This is a genomic window from Rhodococcus sp. JG-3 (assembly GCF_000482405.1).
Lineage (GTDB): Bacteria > Actinomycetota > Actinomycetes > Mycobacteriales > Mycobacteriaceae > Rhodococcoides > Rhodococcoides fascians.
This window is the reverse complement of the sequence record NZ_KI519398.1, coordinates 5,032,821-5,050,910: the sequence shown is the minus strand read 5'-3', so window position 1 is coordinate 5,050,910 and position 18,090 is coordinate 5,032,821. Positions and strand designations below refer to the sequence as shown.

The window sequence follows — 18,090 nt, the reverse complement described above, 5'->3', positions numbered from 1 at the left end:
ATTACAGTCGATAATGCGTCGTACCAGCAGTGATCTGCCCCTGTTGAAGACCGCCAGGATGAGCGGCAGTCCGCGTACCTGGCCGGCCGAGAAGCTCGAGCGGCTGCTCACCCCGCAAGAGATCGATCTGATCAGGCGCGGCCGAATCTGACCCTGCTGTTCCCAGGCTCGACGCCGTCACTCACCTCCCATAGGGGGTCCGGTGGTGGCATGCTCATGAGGTTGACGAGCACCAGTCCTGGAGGGTCATGAAACCGGTCATTCTCAGCGTCGACGACGATCCCGGAGTATCGCGTTCGGTCGCCCGCGACCTGCGCCGCCGGTACGGCGAGCAGTACCGCATCGTGCGCGCGGAATCCGGTGCCGGGGCGCTCGATGCGCTCAAGGAACTGACGTTGCGCGGCACTCCGGTCGCGATCCTGTTGGCCGACTACCGCATGCCGAATATGAGCGGCATGGAATTTCTCGAACAGGCCATGGATCTGTTCCCGACGGCGCGGCGAATTCTGCTCACCGCCTATGCCGACACCGACGCTGCGATCGACGCCATCAACGTCATCGATCTCGACTACTACCTGCTCAAGCCGTGGGATCCACCCGAGGAAAAGCTCTACCCCGTCCTCGACGCTCAGCTCGAAGCCTGGTGTGCGTACGACCACCGGGCCGTGGAGGACACCAAGATCGTCGGTCACCGCTGGTCTGCGCGGTCCTCGGAGATCAGGGAGTTTCTCGCCCGCAATCAACTGCCGTACCGCTGGTACATGTCCGACGAATCCGAGGGTGCGCGGCTGTTGGCGGCGGCCGGAGTGGCCGACGACCGGCTGCCGGTGGTCATCACCACCGAAGGTGACGCGTTGATCGAGCCGTCCGATGCCGAACTCGGCAACCGCCTGGGGCTGACGGTCTCGCCGTCGGAAGAGTTCTACGACCTCGTCGTCATCGGCGGCGGCCCGGCCGGTCTCGGCGCTGCGCTCTACGGCGCGTCCGAGGGCCTGCGCACCACGTTGATCGAGCGCACCGCGACCGGCGGGCAGGCCGGGCAGAGTTCACGCATCGAGAACTACCTCGGTTTTCCCGACGGCGTCTCGGGTGCACAACTCGCGGAGCGGGCTCGGCGGCAGGCGCTGAAGTTCGGTGCCGAGGTGGTCACCACGCAGGACGTCGTGGCCTTGGAGACCAACGGCGCTGCGCGGACCGTGCGGTTCGCCGACGGCCGCAGCATCAGCGCCCAGACGATCATCCTGTCCACCGGCGTCGCGTACCGCCGGTTGGAGGCCCCCGGAATCGACGACTTCACCGGTCGCGGAGTGTTCTACGGATCGGCGATGACCGAGGCAGCTCGCTGCGCCGAGCAGGACGTCTTCATCGTCGGCGGCGCGAACTCCGCAGGCCAGGCAGCGGTGTATCTCTCACGGGGCGCGAGGTCGGTGACGATCCTGATCCGCGCGGCGTCCCTCGAGGCATCGATGTCGTACTACCTCATCAAGCAGATCGAGGAGAACCCGAAGATCAGCGTTCGGCCGTGTACCGAGGTCGTCGGCGTCTCCGGTGACGGGCACCTCGAGCAGATCGTGCTGCACAACAGGGCAACCGACGAGACGACGACGGTGGACGCGCAGTACCTGTTCCTGTTCATCGGCGCGGCACCGCGTACCGATTGGCTCGACGGCGTGCTCGTGCGTGACGATCATGGATTCGTGGTGACGGGCCCCGATCTGGTGGTCGACGGCCGCGGCCCTGCCGGGTGGACACCCGCGCGGTTGCCGCACCACCTCGAGACGAGCGTGCCGGGAGTGTTCGCGGCCGGTGACGTCCGGTCGGACTCGGCCAAGCGGGTTGCCTCGGCAGTGGGAGAAGGAGCGATGGCCGTGATGTTGGTGCACAGATACCTGGCAAATCCGTGAACGCGCCCCTGTGCGATCCGGAGGAGTTGCGGACGCTGTTCTTGTTCGAGCAGCTCACCGACGCACAGCTCGCCGAGCTGTGTCGAGACGGCCGTATCGAAACGATCGAGCCGGGGCCGGTGTACGCGGAGGGCGACCCAGCGACGTGCTTCTACGTGTTGATCGAGGGCTCGGTGGTGCTTTCGAAGCTCTCGGGCGGGGAAGACCTGGTGGTCAATCGCACCTCGCAGCGCGGGGTGTATGCCGGTGCGTGGCAGGCATATCTGGGTGATCGAGTGCCGCAGACCTATCAGGGTTCGATGCGGGTGACCGCGCAGTCCCGGTTCTTCGTCCTCGATGCCGACTGCTTCGCCTCGATCGTGCGCGAGTGGTTCCCGATGGCCCTGCATCTGCTCGAGGGATTGTTCTTCGGAAACCAGAACACCAAGCAGGTCGTCGAGCAACGAGAACGCCTGTTGGCGTTGGGTTCTCTGTCGGCCGGGTTGACGCACGAGCTGAACAACCCGGCCGCGGCCGCGGTGCGGGCGACGTCCGCGTTGCGGAATCGAGTGGCGCACATGCGACAGAAGCTGGCGATGATCGCCGGCGGGACTCTCGATCGCTCGAGCTTGTCGCATCTGGTCGGACTGCAGAACGAGGCCGTGGAGTTGGTGGCCAAGGCTCCGAAGCTCACCGCAATGGAAGCGTCGGACCGGGAGGACGAGCTCGGAGAGTGGTTCGACGACAACGGAATCGACGGGGGATGGGATCTGGCCCCCACTTTCGTCTCGGCGGGTCTCGACGTGCCGTGGCTGGATCGGGTGTCGGCGACGGTGGGGGATCCGGCCATGCTCGAAGGGGCGATCAGGTGGCTCAACTACACGGTGGAAACCGAGTTGTTGATGAACGAGATCTCGGATTCGACCACTCGGATCTCCACTCTGGTCGGCGCGGCCAAGCAGTATTCGCAGATGGATCGAGCGCCATACCAGACGGTGGATGTTCGGGAACTGCTCGACAGCACGCTGATCATGTTGGGGCGCAAGATCGGTGACGATATCCGCGTGGTGAAGGAATACGACCCGTCGGTACCTCCCATTCCCGCGTATGCCGCCGAGCTCAATCAGGTATGGACCAATCTGATCGACAATGCGGTGCAGGCCATGGAGGGCCGCGGCACGCTCACCGTCCGCACACTTCTCGACGACGATCAGGTGCAGATCGAGGTGTGCGATACCGGACCCGGTGTGCCGGAAAACATTCGGTCGCGAATATTCGAGCCGTTCTTCACCACCAAGGCCGTCGGTGAGGGCACGGGGCTCGGTCTGGACATCTCGTGGCGGATCGTGGTGAAGAAACATCAGGGCGATCTGCGAGTGGTGTCCCAGCCGGGGGACACCCGATTCATCGTGCGGCTGCCCGTTCATCCAGCAATCGAGGAGGCATCATGACAATCGACGGTATCGATCCGACAGTCTCGCCGTCCGGCCCGGGCTGCGCGGAGTGCACGCAGACGCAGGGGTGGTGGGTGCATCTGCGGCGGTGTGCGCAGTGCGGGCACATCGGGTGCTGTGATTCGTCTCCGTCGCAGCACGCCAGCAAGCACGCCGAATCCACTCGGCACCAGTTCGTGCGCAGCTTCGAGCCCGGCGAGGACTGGTTCTACAACTACGAGGACGAGCAGATGTACGACGGGCCCGAACTTGCTCCGCCGCAACATCATCCGCTCGACCAGACGGTTCCGGGCCCTCGCGAACGGGTGCCCTCGAATTGGCAGAGTCTGATCAACTGAGTGGGCTGGGCCGACTGAACAGTCGATTTCGCGCGGATGAACACCGCAAATCGAGTGCGCACTGTGGGTAATCTCGCAGCATGACCTTGATTGCGGAGGACCTGCTGCTGTTGTTGCTCGACGACGAATCGGGCAAGCCATCGGCCGATTCCACCAAGTTGCCCCGTGTTCTCGCGGGTGCGCTGGTCGTCGAGCTCGCCCTGGGCGGGTCGCTCCGCATCACCGGTCCCGGTGAGCAGACCAAGAAGGACCACGTCGTCGTCGCGGGAGATCCGCCCGCGGACCCGTTGCTGCGCCGGGTGTTCGATCTGGTGGCAACGGCGTCGCGGCCGATGAAGCCGCAGAAGGTGATCGAGAAGTCGCAGAAGAATCTGGCGAAGGAACTGGCTGCGCGTCTGGTCGCGCAGGGCTTCGTCACCGAGAAGCAGGACAAGGTCTGGGGGCTTTTCCCGACGACGACGTGGCCGGCTCGCGACACCTCGCGGGAGAAGGTGCTGCGGGATGCACTGCGGAGTGCTCTCGTCGACGGCACAACGCCGACGCCGCATTCGGCTGCTCTGATCTCACTGATCTCGGCAGTCGATCTGACGCACAAGGTCATCGTCGATGCCGACAAGAAGGTGCTGAAGACGAGGGCCAAACAGATCGCCGAGGGTGAGTGGGCGGGTGCAGCTGTCCGCAAAGCGGTCTCGGACGTCAATGCCGCGGTGACGGCAGCGATCATGGTGCCCGTCATCGTTTCGACCACGAGCAGCTGAGGGCGGAAATGAGAAGTATTGCGATTCTGTTGTTCGACGACGTCGAGGTGCTCGATGCCTGCGGGCCGTTCGAGGTGTTCTCGGTGGCCAATCGGGTGGCCCAACGTGCCGGTAGCGCGGTGCCTTTCGACGTGACGCTCGTCGGGCTCGACGACGCAGCGGTACGCGCGCGAGGTGGGATGAGGATCGGCGTCGACACTACGATCGACGATCCACGGACCTACGACCTCGTCCTGGTTCCCGGCGGTGTCGTCGACGCGGTCGAAGCGGACGGCCGGGTGCTTCAGTGGCTGCAGCGACTTCGACCCACCGCAGAAGTTGTTGCATCGGTGTGCACCGGTGCTTTCGTTCTCGCCGCGGCGGGCCTGCTCGATTCGCGTCCGGTCACCACGCACTGGGAGGACCTCGACCTGTTGCGCACGCGCTGGCCCGCGCTGGCCGTGCACGAGGGAGTTCGATACATCGACCACGGTGATCTGGCGACGTCGGCCGGTATCAGTGCAGGCCTGGACCTTGCGCTGCATCTGGTCGCGCGGTGGACGAGCGCCGATCAGGCTCTCGCCACCGCGGGCCAGATGGACTACGACTGGTCAGGCGCTGAGCACCCGTAGGACCAGGGCAACGACGGCGAACACGGCCAGGCCTGCCGCCGGCCCGAATTCCTTGTCCTTGACGCGCAGGTGCGCGACGACTGCTCCGACGAAGTACGCGATGACGCCGATGGCTGCCGCGACCCCGATCGGCCATGCGAACAGGCCGACGAGCAGGCCGATGGCACCGAGGATCTCCGCGTAGGCCAACCACGGAATCTTGTCGGCGGGCACGCCCACCTGCTCGAGCATCGGGACGACGGAGGGGTTGCGCGTCAGCTTCCCGACGGCGGAGAACGTGAGTGCCACGGCCAGCAGCACCGACACGACGACTGTTGCGATGAACATGAACCCTGCTTTCATTTCTGAGGCCACTAGTGAAACAGAAGTGGCAAGGCAGACAGTAGCACTTCGGTACGGTGGGGTCATGCCCGCGAACGAACCCACTCACGAACCTCGTGCCTGCGACGGAGCTCTGACCAAAGCGTTCGGCTTCCTCGGCAAGCGATGGAACGGAATTCTGCTGGCCACCCTGATGAACGGGTCGATGGGATTCGCGGACCTACGCCGGGCCGTCGGTGGCATCAGCGATTCGGTCCTGTCCGAACGGCTCGGGGAGCTGGGCAAAGCCGGCCTGGTCCAGCGAACAGTGGACCATGGACCGCCGCTCTCGGTGCAGTACAGCCTGACGCAGTCCGGAGCGGCGCTGCTGCCGTCCCTGCAAGCACTGACCGACTGGGCTTCGAAAAACCTCTGACCCCCGCGAACGTGTCGCGAGGGCCAGAGATCGGTGGGTGAGAAGGTGTTCAGTCGCCGTTCTTGACGTTCTGGCCTTCGGCCGAATCTGCGAACTCCTGGGTGTCGAACACTTCGCCGCCCAGGGGATCGACCGGTGCGTTGTCACCGGAGTACTCGACCGCACCCGTCTCGGGGTGAATCTCGAGTTGTTCGGTGGGCACCTCGTGCACCGCCAGTACGACGCTGCCGTCCGTGCGCGGCGGCGTCACCCCTTCCCGAGACGGCGCCAGGCCGGAGAACGTCGACGAAATCCCGGCACTCACTCGCTTGCGTGCCGCCGGTGACACCGGTGCCGCCTGAGGCTCGTCCTGCCCCACATCGGGTGTCGCGGTGACGCGCAAGTACCGCGGGGTGGTGGCGACGTCGTAGCGGAAGGCCTTGAGCATCGATATGCATGCGAGCACAAGGATGATCGAGAACGGTACTGCCGTGGCTATCGACATCGTCTGCAGGGCCGTCAACGATCCTGTCCCGCCGATCAGGAGCAGCACCGTTGCTGCCACGCCTTCGAGAATCGACCAGTACACGCGGGTGATCTTCGGGGGCTCGAGGTCACCGCCGGTGGAGAGGATGTCGATGACCAACGAGCCGGAATCGGAGGAGGTCACGAAGAAGAACACGATGACGAAGATCGCCAGCACGCTACTGATCGTAGCCAACGGCAACGTGTCGAGCAGCTGAAACAGACTCGTGTTGGTGTCGACGGCACCGTCGACCAGCAGGTCACCGTTGTCCCGCTGACGCAGAATGCCGGCATCACCGAAGATCGTGAACCACAGCGAACCGATGATGGTCGGTGCCAGCAGCACTCCGAACACGAATTCGCGGATGGTACGGCCGCGTGAGATGCGGGCGATGAACATGCCGACGAACGGTGCCCAGCTCATCCACCAGCCCCAGTAGAAGATGGTCCAGGCACCGGCCCAGCCATCGTCGGAGAAGGGCGACGTGCGCAGCATCAACTCGGGCAACGCCTGGACGTAGCCGCCGAGGTTCTGCACCCAGGACTGCATGAGGAACAGGCTCGGTCCAGCGATCAGAACGAAGACGGCCAGCGCCGCGGCCATTCCCATGTTGATGTTCGAGAGCCATTTGAGCCCTCGTGAGACGCCGGATACGACAGAGAACGTGGCGAGGCCGGTGACGCCGGCGATGATGAGGACCGTCACCCAGTTGTTGGTGTCGACCCAACCCAGGTACTCGAGACCGGCCGAAATCTGCTGCACACCGAATCCGAGCGAGGTGGCCACACCGAACAACGTGCCGATGATGGCGACGGAGTCGATCGCATGGCCGATGCCGCCCTCGATGCGCTTGCGTCCCAGCAGCGGCTCGAGCAACCAGCGCACGGACAGTGGGCGTCCTTTGCGGTACGTCATGTAGGCCAGCCCGAGTCCGACCACGACGTAGATCGCCCAGGCGTGCAGACCCCAGTGGAACAGGGTCAGCTCCATCGCCTGACGGGCGGCCGGGTCGGTGCTGCCGGGAATGCCCCCGGCTTCGGGTGGCGTGACGTAGTGCGAGAGAGGTTCGGCGACGCCGTAGAACACCAGGCCGATACCCATGCCGGCGCTGAAGAGCATCGCGAACCAGGACAGGACGCCGAACTCCGGCTTCTCGTCGTCGCGGCCCAGGCGAATGTTGCCGACCCTACTGAGGCCGCAGTACAGCGCGAACACCACAAAACCGGTGGTGGCCAGGATGTACCACCAGCCGACGCCACTGGTGATGGCGTTGTTGAGCTTGTCGAACGCGTCGGCGGCAGTGCCGGCATAGATCACCGAGAAGGTGATCATCACAAAAATGACGATAGATGCGGGGACGAAAACCGGCTTGAGCAGGCCGCCCCACGCTTCCTTTACTGCTTTCACTTACTTGACTTCCTTACAACTCGAGTCGAGGTGATCGGCTGACCACTATCGGTATGCCGTTCTTTTTCCCTTGTTTTGGTCAAGTACCGGTAATCACCATAAACGACGTCGGCGCGGGCGGCGAAACGTGACCGAGCCGGTGAGCTGGGGAGACAGGCCCGCGTCGAAAGTCTGCCGAGTCGCCGCGAGCACCCGAACGGACTACAGTTCTGTCGATGCTGCGGCCTCGTCCGATCGTCCCTCTCGTGAGCCTGTGGGCTGTGAGTGAGGCTGCGCAGCAGGTGATTCCATGACGCCCGGCCAGCTGCAGCCGGGTGCGGAGTTCGCCGGCTTCCAGGTGCAGCGTCGCCTCGGGGTCGGCGGCATGAGTGAGGTGTACCTCGTACTCGGCCGGGGACACGATCGGCTCGAAGCTCTGAAGATCCTCGACCACGACGCCTCGCGCTCGCCGCGACTGCGCACCAAATTTCGGACCGAGGCCACGGTGGCCGAGCTGCTGGTGCATCCGAACATCGTGTCGGTGCACGAACACGGTGAATTCGAGGGCCAGTTGTGGATGTCGATGCACTACGTCGACGGGTACAGCGCGGCACGGTTGGTCGCTCGCGGTCAGATCGCTCTCGACGTCTCCCGCGTGGCACGCATCGTCGCCGAGGTGGCCAAGGGCCTCGACTACGCCCACTCGAACGGCGTCCTGCACCGCGACGTCAAGCCGTCGAACATCCTCATCTCCACCGAGCGAGTGGACGGGTATGAGCAGGTGTTGTTGTCCGACTGGGGAATTGCGCGTCTGGTCGACGACTCGACGCCGCTGGTCGTCGGCGGAACGGTACTGGCGTCCATCCACTACGCGGCACCGGAACTGCTTCGCGGGGGAGTGCTGAGCGCGCAGACCGACGTCTACGCATTGGGCGCGACGCTGGTCGAGTTGCTGACCGGGCGAACGCCGTACCCGTTGGCCACGCCGCTCGCGATCACGGCAGCCCATCTGTCGGCCGACCCGCCCGCGGTGACGCGGCGCCGCCGGTCACTGCCGCGGGGGCTCGACGCGGTGGTCGCACGCGCGTTGGCCAAGGACCCGGCGGATCGATTCCAGACCTGTGTGGAGCTTGCCGATGCCGTCGCCGCTGCTGTTTCTGCCGGAGTGCCGGAGCCGCCGGCGCGACGCTCACCGTTCACCCGCTCGCGATGGCTCAGGTTTTCTTGAATCCATGAGCAGGGCCCCGCATCGGGTCGATGCGGGGCCCAGGCTCGAGAGGGGGTTGGGAAGGGTCACTCCTCCGGTTCGGTCGGACGGTTGGCCACCACCGGGTACTGGCCGGTGTAGCCCATTCGTTCTTCGGCCACCGAGAGCACCTTGGTGCGCACCAGGAACCAGCCGCCGATCAGTGCGGGGATGATGACGACGAGGGTCGCGATGGTCCACGAGCCGATCGGGGCATCGAAGGCCATCAGGACCAGCACGCCGAACAGGAACACCAGCGTCGCGTAGCTCGTGTACGGCGCACCGAACAGTCGGAACTTGGGCCGCTTCAGGATGCCCTTCTTGGACCAGCGGTACAGCTGAATCTGGCACAGCACGATGGTCGCCCAGCTGGCGATGATGCCCAGTGCGGACATGTTCAGCACGATCTCGAACGCTTCGCCGGGGGCGATGGCGTTGAGGGCGACACCGAACAACGTGATGAAGCAGGTCAGCAGAATGCCGCCGAACGGTACTCCGCCCTTGGTCATCTTCTTGGTGAATTCCGGTGCGCTGCCGTTCATCGCCATCGACCGCAGAATTCGGCCGGTCGAGTAGAGACCGGCGTTGAGGCTGGACAGCGCCGCGGTGAGCACCACGATGTTCATGATGGTGCCCGCGCCACCGAGGCCGATGCTCGAGAAGAACGTCACGAACGGCGAGGTACCGGCCTGATATGCGGTGTACGGCAACAGTAGTGCGAGCAGTACCAGCGAGCCGACGTAGAACAGTGCGATACGGGCGATGACCGAGTTGATCGCCCGCGGCATGATCTTCTCCGGGTTCTCGGTCTCACCGGCCGCGGTACCCACCAGTTCCACTGCGGCATAAGCGAACACGACACCCGAGATGACGATGACCAGGGGCCACGCGCCGGACGGGAACAGGCCGCCGTTGTCGGTGATCAAGCTGATTCCGGGCATCTCGGAACCGACGGGGATGCGGCCGGCCAAGAAGACGATGCCGACGATCAAGAAGGTCACCAGCGCGATGACCTTGATCATGGCCGCCCAGAACTCCATTTCACCGAACCACTTGACCGACACCAGGTTCAGGCTCATCACCAGAACCAGTGCGACCAGCGCGATGGCCCACTGCGGAATCACCTCGAAACTTCCCCAGTAATGCATGTAGGTCGCGATGGCCGTGACGTCGACGATGGCCGTCATCGCCCAGTTGAGGAAGTACATCCACCCGGCGACGAATGCGGCCTTCTCGCCGAAGAACTCGCGAGCGTACGAGACGAAGCTGCCCGACGACGGGCGGTGCAACACCAATTCGCCGAGGGCGCGGAGAATGAAGAAGACGAAAATTCCACAGAGGGCGTAGGCGAGGAACAGGCCAGGCCCGGCACTGGCGAGGCGTCCGCCTGCGCCGAGGAACAGGCCGGTGCCGATTGCGCCACCGATCGCGATCATCTGCAACTGTCGAGGTTTGAGGCCCTTGTGGTAGCCCTCTTCCTCGTGGTCCATCGCCGAGTTGTCGTACGACGTGTCGACCGTATCGGACATATTCGATCCTCACTGTCGCTTTTGCGGGGGTTTGTCCGAATTTTTCGGGTGTCGAAACCGTTGTCGCTCAACGGTATTAGCGTCACGGGTCCGATGCACAGTATTCGGATGTTAACAATGCGTACAGGTGTGAACAGTGTGTGACGGATACCGGCTCGGCCGAGCATCTGCTCGGCACCTGCGTCCCGCGGTGGCGTCGAGCATGGGGGGTGCGGCGGTTCGCCGGCGGCGGACGACCTTGCACTCACCATGGGCGAGTGCTAGAAATGCAGTTGGCACTCTCGACACGTGAGTGCCAGGTCGGGACACGGTGAGGCCGGGGAATCAACGACACCCCTGGTCGTCCGTCGCGGGCACCGAGCTCGGCCAGCAATGTGTCACCCCCAATCCGGAGGATCACTTCGCAATGGCCAAGATCATCGCGTTCGACGAAGAGGCACGCCGTGGCCTCGAGCGAGGCCTCAATGCCCTCGCCGACGCAGTAAAGGTGACGTTGGGCCCCAAGGGTCGCAACGTCGTACTCGAGAAGAAGTGGGGAGCTCCCACGATCACCAACGATGGTGTTTCCATCGCCAAGGAGATCGAGCTCGAAGATCCCTACGAGAAGATCGGTGCCGAGCTCGTCAAGGAGGTCGCCAAGAAGACCGACGACGTCGCAGGCGACGGCACCACCACCGCTACCGTTCTCGCTCAGGCACTCGTCCGTGAAGGCCTGCGCAACGTCGCAGCCGGCGCGAACCCGCTCGGCCTCAAGCGCGGCATCGAGAAGGCTGTTGCAGCCGTCACCGAGTCGCTGCTCGCGTCCGCCAAGGAGATCGACACCAAGGAGCAGATCGCTGCTACCGCTGGCATCTCCGCAGGCGACCCGTCCATCGGCGAGCTCATCGCCGAGGCAATGGACAAGGTCGGCAAGGAAGGCGTCATCACGGTCGAGGAGTCCAACACCTTCGGCCTGCAGCTCGAGCTCACCGAGGGCATGCGCTTCGACAAGGGCTACATCTCGGCGTACTTCGCCACCGACGCAGAGCGTCAGGAAGCCGTCCTCGAAGACGCGTACATCCTGCTCGTCAGCTCCAAGATCAGCACCGTCAAGGACCTGCTGCCGCTGCTGGAGAAGGTCATCCAGTCCGGCAAGCCGCTCGTCATCATCGCCGAGGACGTCGAGGGCGAAGCTCTCTCCACCCTCGTGGTGAACAAGATCCGTGGCACCTTCAAGTCCGTCGCCGTCAAGGCTCCCGGATTCGGTGACCGCCGCAAGGCTCAGCTCGCCGACATCGCCATCCTCACGGGCGGCGAGGTCATCAGCGAAGAGGTCGGCCTCTCCCTGGAGACCGCCGGACTCGAGCTGCTCGGACAGGCACGCAAGGTCGTCATCACCAAGGACGAGACCACCATCGTCGAAGGCTCGGGAGATTCCGACGCCATCGCCGGTCGCGTCAACCAGATCCGCGCCGAGATCGAGAACTCCGATTCCGACTACGACCGCGAGAAGCTGCAGGAGCGCCTGGCCAAGCTGGCCGGTGGCGTTGCAGTCATCAAGGCCGGAGCGGCAACCGAGGTCGAGCTCAAGGAGCGCAAGCACCGCATCGAAGATGCCGTGCGTAACGCCAAGGCAGCCGTCGAAGAAGGCATCGTCGCCGGTGGCGGCGTGGCACTGCTCCAGGCAGCGCCCGCACTCGACAACCTCAAGCTCGACGGTGACGAGGCAACCGGCGTGAACATCGTTCGCGTCGCACTGTCCGCCCCGCTCAAGCAGATCGCATTCAACGCAGGCCTCGAGCCCGGCGTCGTTGCGGACAAGGTCTCCAACCTGCCCGCAGGTCACGGCCTCAACGCCGCGACCAACGAGTACGAGGACCTGCTCGCTGCAGGCATCAACGACCCGGTCAAGGTCACCCGCTCGGCACTGCAGAACGCAGCGTCCATCGCGGCTCTGTTCCTCACCACCGAGGCCGTCGTCGCCGACAAGCCCGAGAAGGCCGGAGCGCCCGCTGGCGATCCGACCGGTGGCATGGGCGGCATGGACTTCTGAGTCCAGCCCCTCGCTGAAAAAGCCCGACTCCCTTTCGAGGGGGTCGGGCTTTTTCGTGTGCTGTAGTCAGTCCCGGTGATACGCGATGTTGACGACGTTGCCGTCGGGAGCGCGAACGAAGAAGCGGCGCACACCCCACGGCTCGGTCGTCAATGGGTGCACGATCTCGTAGCCCAGTTTCTGCGCTTCGGCGTACGCGCCATCGACATCGTCGGTGTGCACCGACATTACCGAATCCTCGGGTGCGCTCCGATCGCTCGTCACCAGCTGAACGCTGACCGGGCGGTCGGGTGACGACAGCCGCGCGACCCACCCCATATCGAACTCCTCGGATTTCAGACCGAGGAACTCGGTGTAGAACGATTTGGCCTCGTCGACGTCCGGAACCCGCAGGTTGGTGATGATGCTCATTGTTTTCATCGAACTCCCTTTCCGAACGTGGGCCGGTCGGAGACCCGGGAGGTTCGACGCTAGCAGCGGAGTTGTCGGCTGTTCGGTGGTTAGTGTGGGGCATGACGCGAATCCGCTCGATGACGGTCGCACTCGCTCTGGCAGCGGCCCTCGCAGGCTGCTCCACCTCGGGGACTGCCACGCCCGTATCTGCACCGACCACAACCGATGTCACCGCCACCACCGAGCGCGCCGAGCCGACGTCTACAACGCCAACCACTACTTCGAGTGCCGCCGAGCCGTACGTTGTCGGCAGCACCCGGGTCACGGGATCGACAGCGCGTGCGACCTACGACGTCGCGATTCCACAGCTGAGCGGCGGCAATCCGGCCGTGACAGCCGAATTCAACGAGTCGATGCGCGCGGCGTTGCAGGATCAGATCGACCGCGATTACGGGAACGACTTCGCCCTCAGCGACGGCTACTCGACGGGTACGACCTATGTCGGGCGGCGCGTGATCAGTGCCGAACAGATCACCGATTGGATCGCCGTACCGCCCGGAGCGCACGGTAATTCACTGCTTGCGACCGTGACCATCGACGTCGACACCGCGCAGCCGATCTCCCTCGACGATGCCTTCACCGATCTCGACACAGGCCTGGCCCGGCTGTCCGAACGAGCAGCGGAGATTCTTCCGACCACCCGCGCAGGCGATAGTTTCGAGCGCTCGGGCATCGAGCCGACGGAGGCCAACTTCGCGAACTGGACGGCATCGCCGGAAGGTGTGAACATTCACTTCGGTGACTACCAGGTGGGTTCCTACGGCATCGGCCTCATCACGATCACCGTCCCGTGGTCCGACCTCTCGGACGTCCTCGCTCCCGGCATGCAAGACGTGCTGGGCAGCTGACCTCCGGCGCGACAATGCGAACATGGACCGATGATGATTCGCGCAGGGGTGCTGGATGTGTCGTTCGACCGCTTCGGTGATCCGGCGGGCCGCTCGGTGGTGCTGTTGCACGGTTTTCCGTACGACCCGCGCAGTTACGACGACGTCGCCAGGCTGCTTGCCGAATCCGGCTACGACGTGGTGGTGCCCTACCTGCGCGGCTTCGGACCCACCCGGTTCGTCGACGCCGACACGATGCGCTCGGGTGAACAGGCTGCGATCGGCCACGACCTTCGTGAGCTGATCCTCGCGCTGGCACTGGACCGACCCATCGTCGCCGGCTACGACTGGGGTGGGCGAGCAGCGTGCGTCGTCGCCGCGCTGTGGCCGGAGCTGGTGTCGGGTCTGGTGAGTGTCTCCGGATATCTGGTGCAGGACATCGCCGCGGCAGTATCCACGCCCGTGCTGCCGCACCTCGAGAAGCGGTACTGGTACCAGTACTACCTGCACTCCGACCGGGGCCGCGCCGGGCTCGCGGCCTACCGCGCGGAGATCGCGCAGACACTGTGGACGGATTGGTCGCCGACCTGGCGGTTCGGCGACTCCGAATTCGCTGCCACCGCAACCTCGTTCGACAACCCCGACTTCGTGGACGTATCCGTGCATTCCTACCGGCACCGATACGGTCTCGAGGGTGGGGACGCCGCCTACACAGCAACGCAGGAGTTGCTGACTCAGCAGCCGAGGATCACGGTGCCCACGGTCGTGATCGATCCGACCGAGGACACCGTCGCCTCGTTGTACGGCCGCCCGGACCACGCGGCGCACTTCACCGACCTGATCGATGTTCGTCAGGTCGATTGCGGCCACAACCCGCCTCAGGAACTACCCGGGCAGTTCGCCGACGCCATCATGACGCTGGGCCAGGTGGTCCGGGATCGCGAAAGGGACTAGCTAGTCGACCGCGAGCTCGCCCAGTTCGTTCCAGTCGGTGCCGTCGACTTCCTGGCTGATGATCTTCGGTGTCTCCTGCAGGTACGGCGGGAGATCCTTCTGGGCCTGCTTGAAGTGATCCGAATTCACGTGCGTAGCACCGGCATCCGGGTCCTTGAACGCCTCCACGAGGACGTACTCGGTGGGGTCGTCGAGGGTGCGCGACCAGAAGTACCAGAGGCACCCCTCCTCGGCCTGGCAGGCTTCGGTGAAATCGCGTGAGATCTCGGGCCAGTTGTCGGCGTGCTCGGGCTTGACCTTGAACTTGGCGGTGATGAAGATCAACGTTGCTCCCTGTGTTCGATGTGACCGTAGTCGGTGTGGTGCTGGGGGGTACTACCCGATTTCACGGTACGAGAATCGCGCGACCGCGAACCCGTCCGTTGTCGAGGTCGTCGATGGCACTCTGGAAGTCGTCCAGTGCGTAGGTCTGCGTGTGCAGGTTCACGGCACCACGGGCGGCGAGTGACATCAAGTCGCACAGGTCGTTGTAGGACCCGACGAGATTGCCGACGATGTTCTTCTCCGCCGACACCAGGTCGATGGTCGGCACGTCGACGTTCTCGCCGTACCCGATGACGTGATAGTCGCCGGCCCGTCTGGTCATCGCCAATCCCTCTGCAGTGGAACCGTTCTCGCCGACGAAGTCGAGTACCACCTCGGCTCCGAAGCCGCCGGTGAGTTCCATGACCTGGTCGACCTGACTGCCGTCGGCGACCACCGCGTGATCGGCCCCCAAGGTGAGCGCGAGTTTCACGGCGTCGGCATTGCGGTCGATGACGATCAGCTCGGCGGGCGACAGTGCCTCGAGTACCTGAATGCCGATGTGGCCGAGGCCACCTGCTCCGATGACGACGCACTTGTCGCGTGGAGTCAGACGCCGGGCCGCCTTCGCGGCCGCGTGATAGGCCGTCAGGCCGGCGTCGGCGAGCGCAGCGACCGCCGACGGTTCGAGCGAATCGTCGATCTTGACGACGGTTCGCGCATTGGTCCGTAGGTAATCGGCGTATCCACCGTTGGTGTCGATACCCGGGAAATCGCTCGTCTCGCAGTGGACGTCGTCGCCCGAGCGGCACGCCCGACACAACCCGCACGTGACGAGTGGATGCAGAATCACCTTGTCGCCCTCGCGGACGTTGGTGACGGCCGAGCCGACGGCGTGGACCCACCCGGCGTTCTCATGGCCGATCGTGTAAGGCAGTGTGACGCCGGACTTCTCGGCCCACTGGCCTTCGAGAATGTGCAGATCGGTACGGCACACGCCGGCACCGCCGATCCTGACGATGACGTCGAGTGGGCCCTGTACTTCCGGAATCGGAACCTCGGTCATCTCCAGATTCTTGTGATATCCGACGACCTGGACGGCGCGCATCGAACTCATGAAACATGCTCCTGTGTAGTGCGGAGGGGGACAGTGAGAGTGGTGAGAGGAACGAACGCGCCCTCTTCGCGGGGGACTTGCTGTTCCTCTGCGCCGGGGTAGCGGGTCTGCAGCAATCCGCGGCAGAAGTGCGCATTACCGTCGATCGAGACGCGGGTGGCGCGGGCGCGTCGCATCACCATCGTCAGGTCGCCGGTGTGCGGGCGACCCGCATGATCTACTAGTGCCGGTGCGGCCGGATCGGTCCGCAGGCCGAGAGCCTCGCGTCGGCGAAGCAGCGCGGTCGAGGTGCGATCATCCGGTAGATCTCCGAGCACCACTGCGGCCAAGTCGTTCTCGGTCGAGTCGGGATTGGCGCGCAACCACGCCATGAGCGACCGTTCCATCGCCGCCACGTACGCCTTGCGACGGAACGTCGCGCGTAGTTCGTCGAGATCCTCCTCGGCCTCGTGTCCGAAGGTGCCGCGGTAGCCGGCGTCGGCGGCGAGGCCGGCATTGATCTTGTCCGAGTCGTGGTGATCGTCGAGTTCGACGAGAACGTGCTCGGTCCACGGCAACGCCGTCAGCACGTCCTTGGAGTCTCCCGCCATCAGATACGCGAAATTCGGTGAGCAGAACGAGGTGGGCAACCGCAGATGAACGTGGACGGTGCCCTCGTCGACGTCGAGCGACCGGACGAAGCCGAGATCGGTGATGGGCTCGTCCAATTCGGGATCCAGGACGACTCCGAGGGCGGTGTACGCCTCGTCCTTCCTGGTGGTCACAGCAGTCGTCACGTCACACCGCCGCAAGGTCGGCGCGTTCGGGCTGACGCGGTCCGGTCTCGGTTTCGTTCGCGTCGGGCAGCTGCAGCTCGGCGGGCACCGGGATGTCGTACAGCTTGGCGGCGTTCAATCCGAGCACCTTCTTCTTCTGCTCGAGTGTGATCGGTGCGTATTCGTCGAGGGACTCGTGGATCTGGAAGTCGACGAACCCTTCGACCAACCACTTGGGCGTCCACAATGCGTAATCGGAGGAGAAGAAGATGCGGTCCTCGCCCAGCCAGTACAGCAGCTCGCCCATGATCTGACCGAAGTACTTCGGCCGCGTGTGCATGAACGGGATGGCCACCGCGAGGCCGGCGTACACGTTGGGTTCCTGGGTGGCGATCCAGCAGAAGTCCTCGAGTCGCGGAAGGCCGCAATGCTCGACGACGAAGTTCAGATCGGTGAAGTCGGTGGCCACGTGGTCGACGTCCGCGACGTCGAACGCATCGCGATCGAGCGGACGGATGGTGGGTCCCTTGTGCACGTGGATGTTCTTGATGCCGACCTCGCGGCACACGTCGAGGTAACGCCGAGTCCAGTCGTCGTCGAGCTTGTAGCCGCGAGAATCGCCGTGCCAGTCGGCGGTGTAGAGCTTGACGCCCTTGAGCCCGAAGCGTTCTGCGTCTGCCCGCAGCTGGTCGAGGCCACGTTCGCCGTTGCGTGGGTCGAAGTGGTGGTTGTAGGTGAGCTTGTCCGGATGAGCTGCAGCGAGCGCCGATGCCTCGTCGGTCTGGCCGAACCCGCGGTGGTAGAACTCGCCCAGGTGAGCGGGCTGGAAGATGGCGTGGTCGACGTATCCGATCTCGAACAGGTCGCGCATCAACCGATCGCCGCCCTGGTAGAGGTACTCCTCGTAACTCCACAGCTCGCTCTCGGGGGAGAGATTGCGGTGGTAGTCGTAGAAGCAGTCGATGAACTGCTTGCCGTGGATGTTGCGTTGGTTCTCCTGCCGCGCATCCCAGAGCGCGACGTGGGCGTCCACGATGAAGTAGTTCTCGCCGTTCTTGCTGTACATGGCTGACCTCCAGAGACTGTGCGTGACGTCTGTCACAAGCGATCTGTGGATGACGGTAGGCGCGGCGAAGGCTCGACGAAGTAGCGCGATGTCTCAATTCGAGACGCTGGTTTCGGATCCATGGCGACCAGCGAATG

At 64.4% G+C, this 18,090-nt stretch carries 18 protein-coding genes; 10 read left to right on the top strand and 8 right to left on the bottom strand.

Going from position 1 to position 18,090, the window contains the following annotated elements:
• The first annotated feature begins 248 nt into the window (after positions 1–248).
• The 5 genes from K414_RS0125240 (at position 249) to K414_RS0125220 (ending at position 5,044) form a co-directional block, all read left to right on the top strand.
• Positions 249–1,904: an FAD-dependent oxidoreductase gene (locus K414_RS0125240; RefSeq protein WP_027498456.1), complete on the top strand. Its 1,656-nt coding sequence runs from the start codon at positions 249–251 to the stop codon at positions 1,902–1,904.
• On the top strand, positions 1,901–3,334 hold the full coding sequence (locus K414_RS0125235; RefSeq protein ID WP_027498455.1) for an ATP-binding protein: 1,434 nt from the start codon (positions 1,901–1,903) through the stop codon (positions 3,332–3,334). The genes K414_RS0125240 and K414_RS0125235 overlap by 4 nt, the downstream gene beginning before the upstream one ends.
• A complete protein-coding gene (locus tag K414_RS0125230) occupies positions 3,331–3,675 on the top strand; it encodes a UBP-type zinc finger domain-containing protein (protein WP_027498454.1) in 345 nt (114 codons plus the stop codon). Before K414_RS0125235 ends, K414_RS0125230 begins: the two co-directional genes overlap by 4 nt.
• Positions 3,676–3,755: 80 nt before the next feature.
• A complete protein-coding gene (locus tag K414_RS0125225) occupies positions 3,756–4,433 on the top strand; it encodes a GPP34 family phosphoprotein (protein ID WP_027498453.1) in 678 nt (225 codons plus the stop codon).
• A gap of 8 nt (positions 4,434–4,441) precedes the next feature.
• Positions 4,442–5,044, top strand: coding sequence for a DJ-1/PfpI family protein (locus K414_RS0125220; RefSeq protein ID WP_027498452.1), 603 nt, complete (start codon positions 4,442–4,444; stop codon positions 5,042–5,044).
• Here K414_RS0125220 and K414_RS0125215 read toward each other — a convergent pair.
• Complete coding sequence (locus K414_RS0125215; protein WP_027498451.1) at positions 5,024–5,371, bottom strand: DoxX family protein; 348 nt, start codon at positions 5,369–5,371, stop codon at positions 5,024–5,026. The genes K414_RS0125220 and K414_RS0125215 overlap by 21 nt on opposite strands.
• Before the next feature lie 79 nt (positions 5,372–5,450).
• Here K414_RS0125215 and K414_RS0125210 point away from each other — a divergent pair, with 79 nt between their 5' ends.
• The gene (locus K414_RS0125210; RefSeq protein WP_027498450.1) at positions 5,451–5,780 is read left to right on the top strand and encodes a helix-turn-helix domain-containing protein; all 330 of its coding nucleotides are present in this window, start codon (positions 5,451–5,453) and stop codon (positions 5,778–5,780) included.
• A 49-nt stretch (positions 5,781–5,829) separates the two neighbouring features.
• Here the strand turns inward: K414_RS0125210 and K414_RS0125205 are convergent, their stop codons facing one another.
• Positions 5,830–7,692: a BCCT family transporter gene (locus tag K414_RS0125205; RefSeq protein WP_027498449.1), complete on the bottom strand. Its 1,863-nt coding sequence runs from the start codon at positions 7,690–7,692 to the stop codon at positions 5,830–5,832.
• A 289-nt stretch (positions 7,693–7,981) separates the two neighbouring features.
• Here K414_RS0125205 and K414_RS0125200 point away from each other — a divergent pair, with 289 nt between their 5' ends.
• Positions 7,982–8,899: a serine/threonine-protein kinase gene (locus K414_RS0125200; protein ID WP_027498448.1), complete on the top strand. Its 918-nt coding sequence runs from the start codon at positions 7,982–7,984 to the stop codon at positions 8,897–8,899.
• A 65-nt stretch (positions 8,900–8,964) separates the two neighbouring features.
• Here K414_RS0125200 and K414_RS0125195 read toward each other — a convergent pair whose 3' ends face one another.
• Complete coding sequence (locus K414_RS0125195; RefSeq protein WP_027498447.1) at positions 8,965–10,446, bottom strand: amino acid permease; 1,482 nt, start codon at positions 10,444–10,446, stop codon at positions 8,965–8,967.
• Positions 10,447–10,852: 406 nt separating this feature from the next.
• Here K414_RS0125195 and groL point away from each other — a divergent pair, with 406 nt between their 5' ends.
• Positions 10,853–12,478 carry a chaperonin GroEL gene (gene groL, locus K414_RS0125190; RefSeq protein ID WP_008713461.1) on the top strand — a complete coding sequence of 542 codons (1,626 nt, stop codon included), beginning with the start codon at positions 10,853–10,855 and terminating at the stop codon, positions 12,476–12,478.
• A 66-nt stretch (positions 12,479–12,544) separates the two neighbouring features.
• On the opposite strand, the gene K414_RS0125185 is transcribed toward groL, so the two are convergent.
• A complete protein-coding gene (locus K414_RS0125185) occupies positions 12,545–12,898 on the bottom strand; it encodes a VOC family protein (protein WP_027498446.1) in 354 nt (117 codons plus the stop codon).
• A gap of 92 nt (positions 12,899–12,990) precedes the next feature.
• Between K414_RS0125185 and K414_RS0125180 the strand changes: the two genes are divergently transcribed.
• Together K414_RS0125180 and K414_RS0125175 are read left to right on the top strand one after the other, a co-directional pair.
• Positions 12,991–13,779: an RsiV family protein gene (locus tag K414_RS0125180; RefSeq protein ID WP_027498445.1), complete on the top strand. Its 789-nt coding sequence runs from the start codon at positions 12,991–12,993 to the stop codon at positions 13,777–13,779.
• Positions 13,780–13,809: 30 nt separating this feature from the next.
• Positions 13,810–14,712 carry an alpha/beta hydrolase gene (locus K414_RS0125175; protein WP_027498444.1) on the top strand — a complete coding sequence of 301 codons (903 nt, stop codon included), beginning with the start codon at positions 13,810–13,812 and terminating at the stop codon, positions 14,710–14,712.
• Here K414_RS0125175 and K414_RS0125170 read toward each other — a convergent pair whose 3' ends face one another.
• From K414_RS0125170 to K414_RS0125155, 4 genes are all read right to left on the bottom strand, one after another.
• Positions 14,713–15,036 (bottom strand): putative quinol monooxygenase, encoded by a 324-nt coding sequence (locus tag K414_RS0125170; protein ID WP_027498443.1) that lies wholly within the window; start codon positions 15,034–15,036, stop codon positions 14,713–14,715.
• Between the two features lie 61 nt (positions 15,037–15,097).
• Positions 15,098–16,123 (bottom strand): NAD(P)-dependent alcohol dehydrogenase, encoded by a 1,026-nt coding sequence (locus K414_RS0125165; protein ID WP_027498442.1) that lies wholly within the window; start codon positions 16,121–16,123, stop codon positions 15,098–15,100.
• A 5-nt stretch (positions 16,124–16,128) separates the two neighbouring features.
• Entirely contained in the window at positions 16,129–16,908 is a 780-nt protein-coding gene (locus tag K414_RS27985) for an iron-sulfur cluster assembly protein (RefSeq protein ID WP_051365282.1), read from the bottom strand.
• 1 nt (position 16,909) lies between these two features.
• Positions 16,910–17,953, bottom strand: a complete 1,044-nt coding sequence (locus K414_RS0125155) for an amidohydrolase family protein (protein WP_027498441.1) — start codon at positions 17,951–17,953, stop codon at positions 16,910–16,912.
• Between the last annotated feature and the right edge of the window lie 137 nt (positions 17,954–18,090).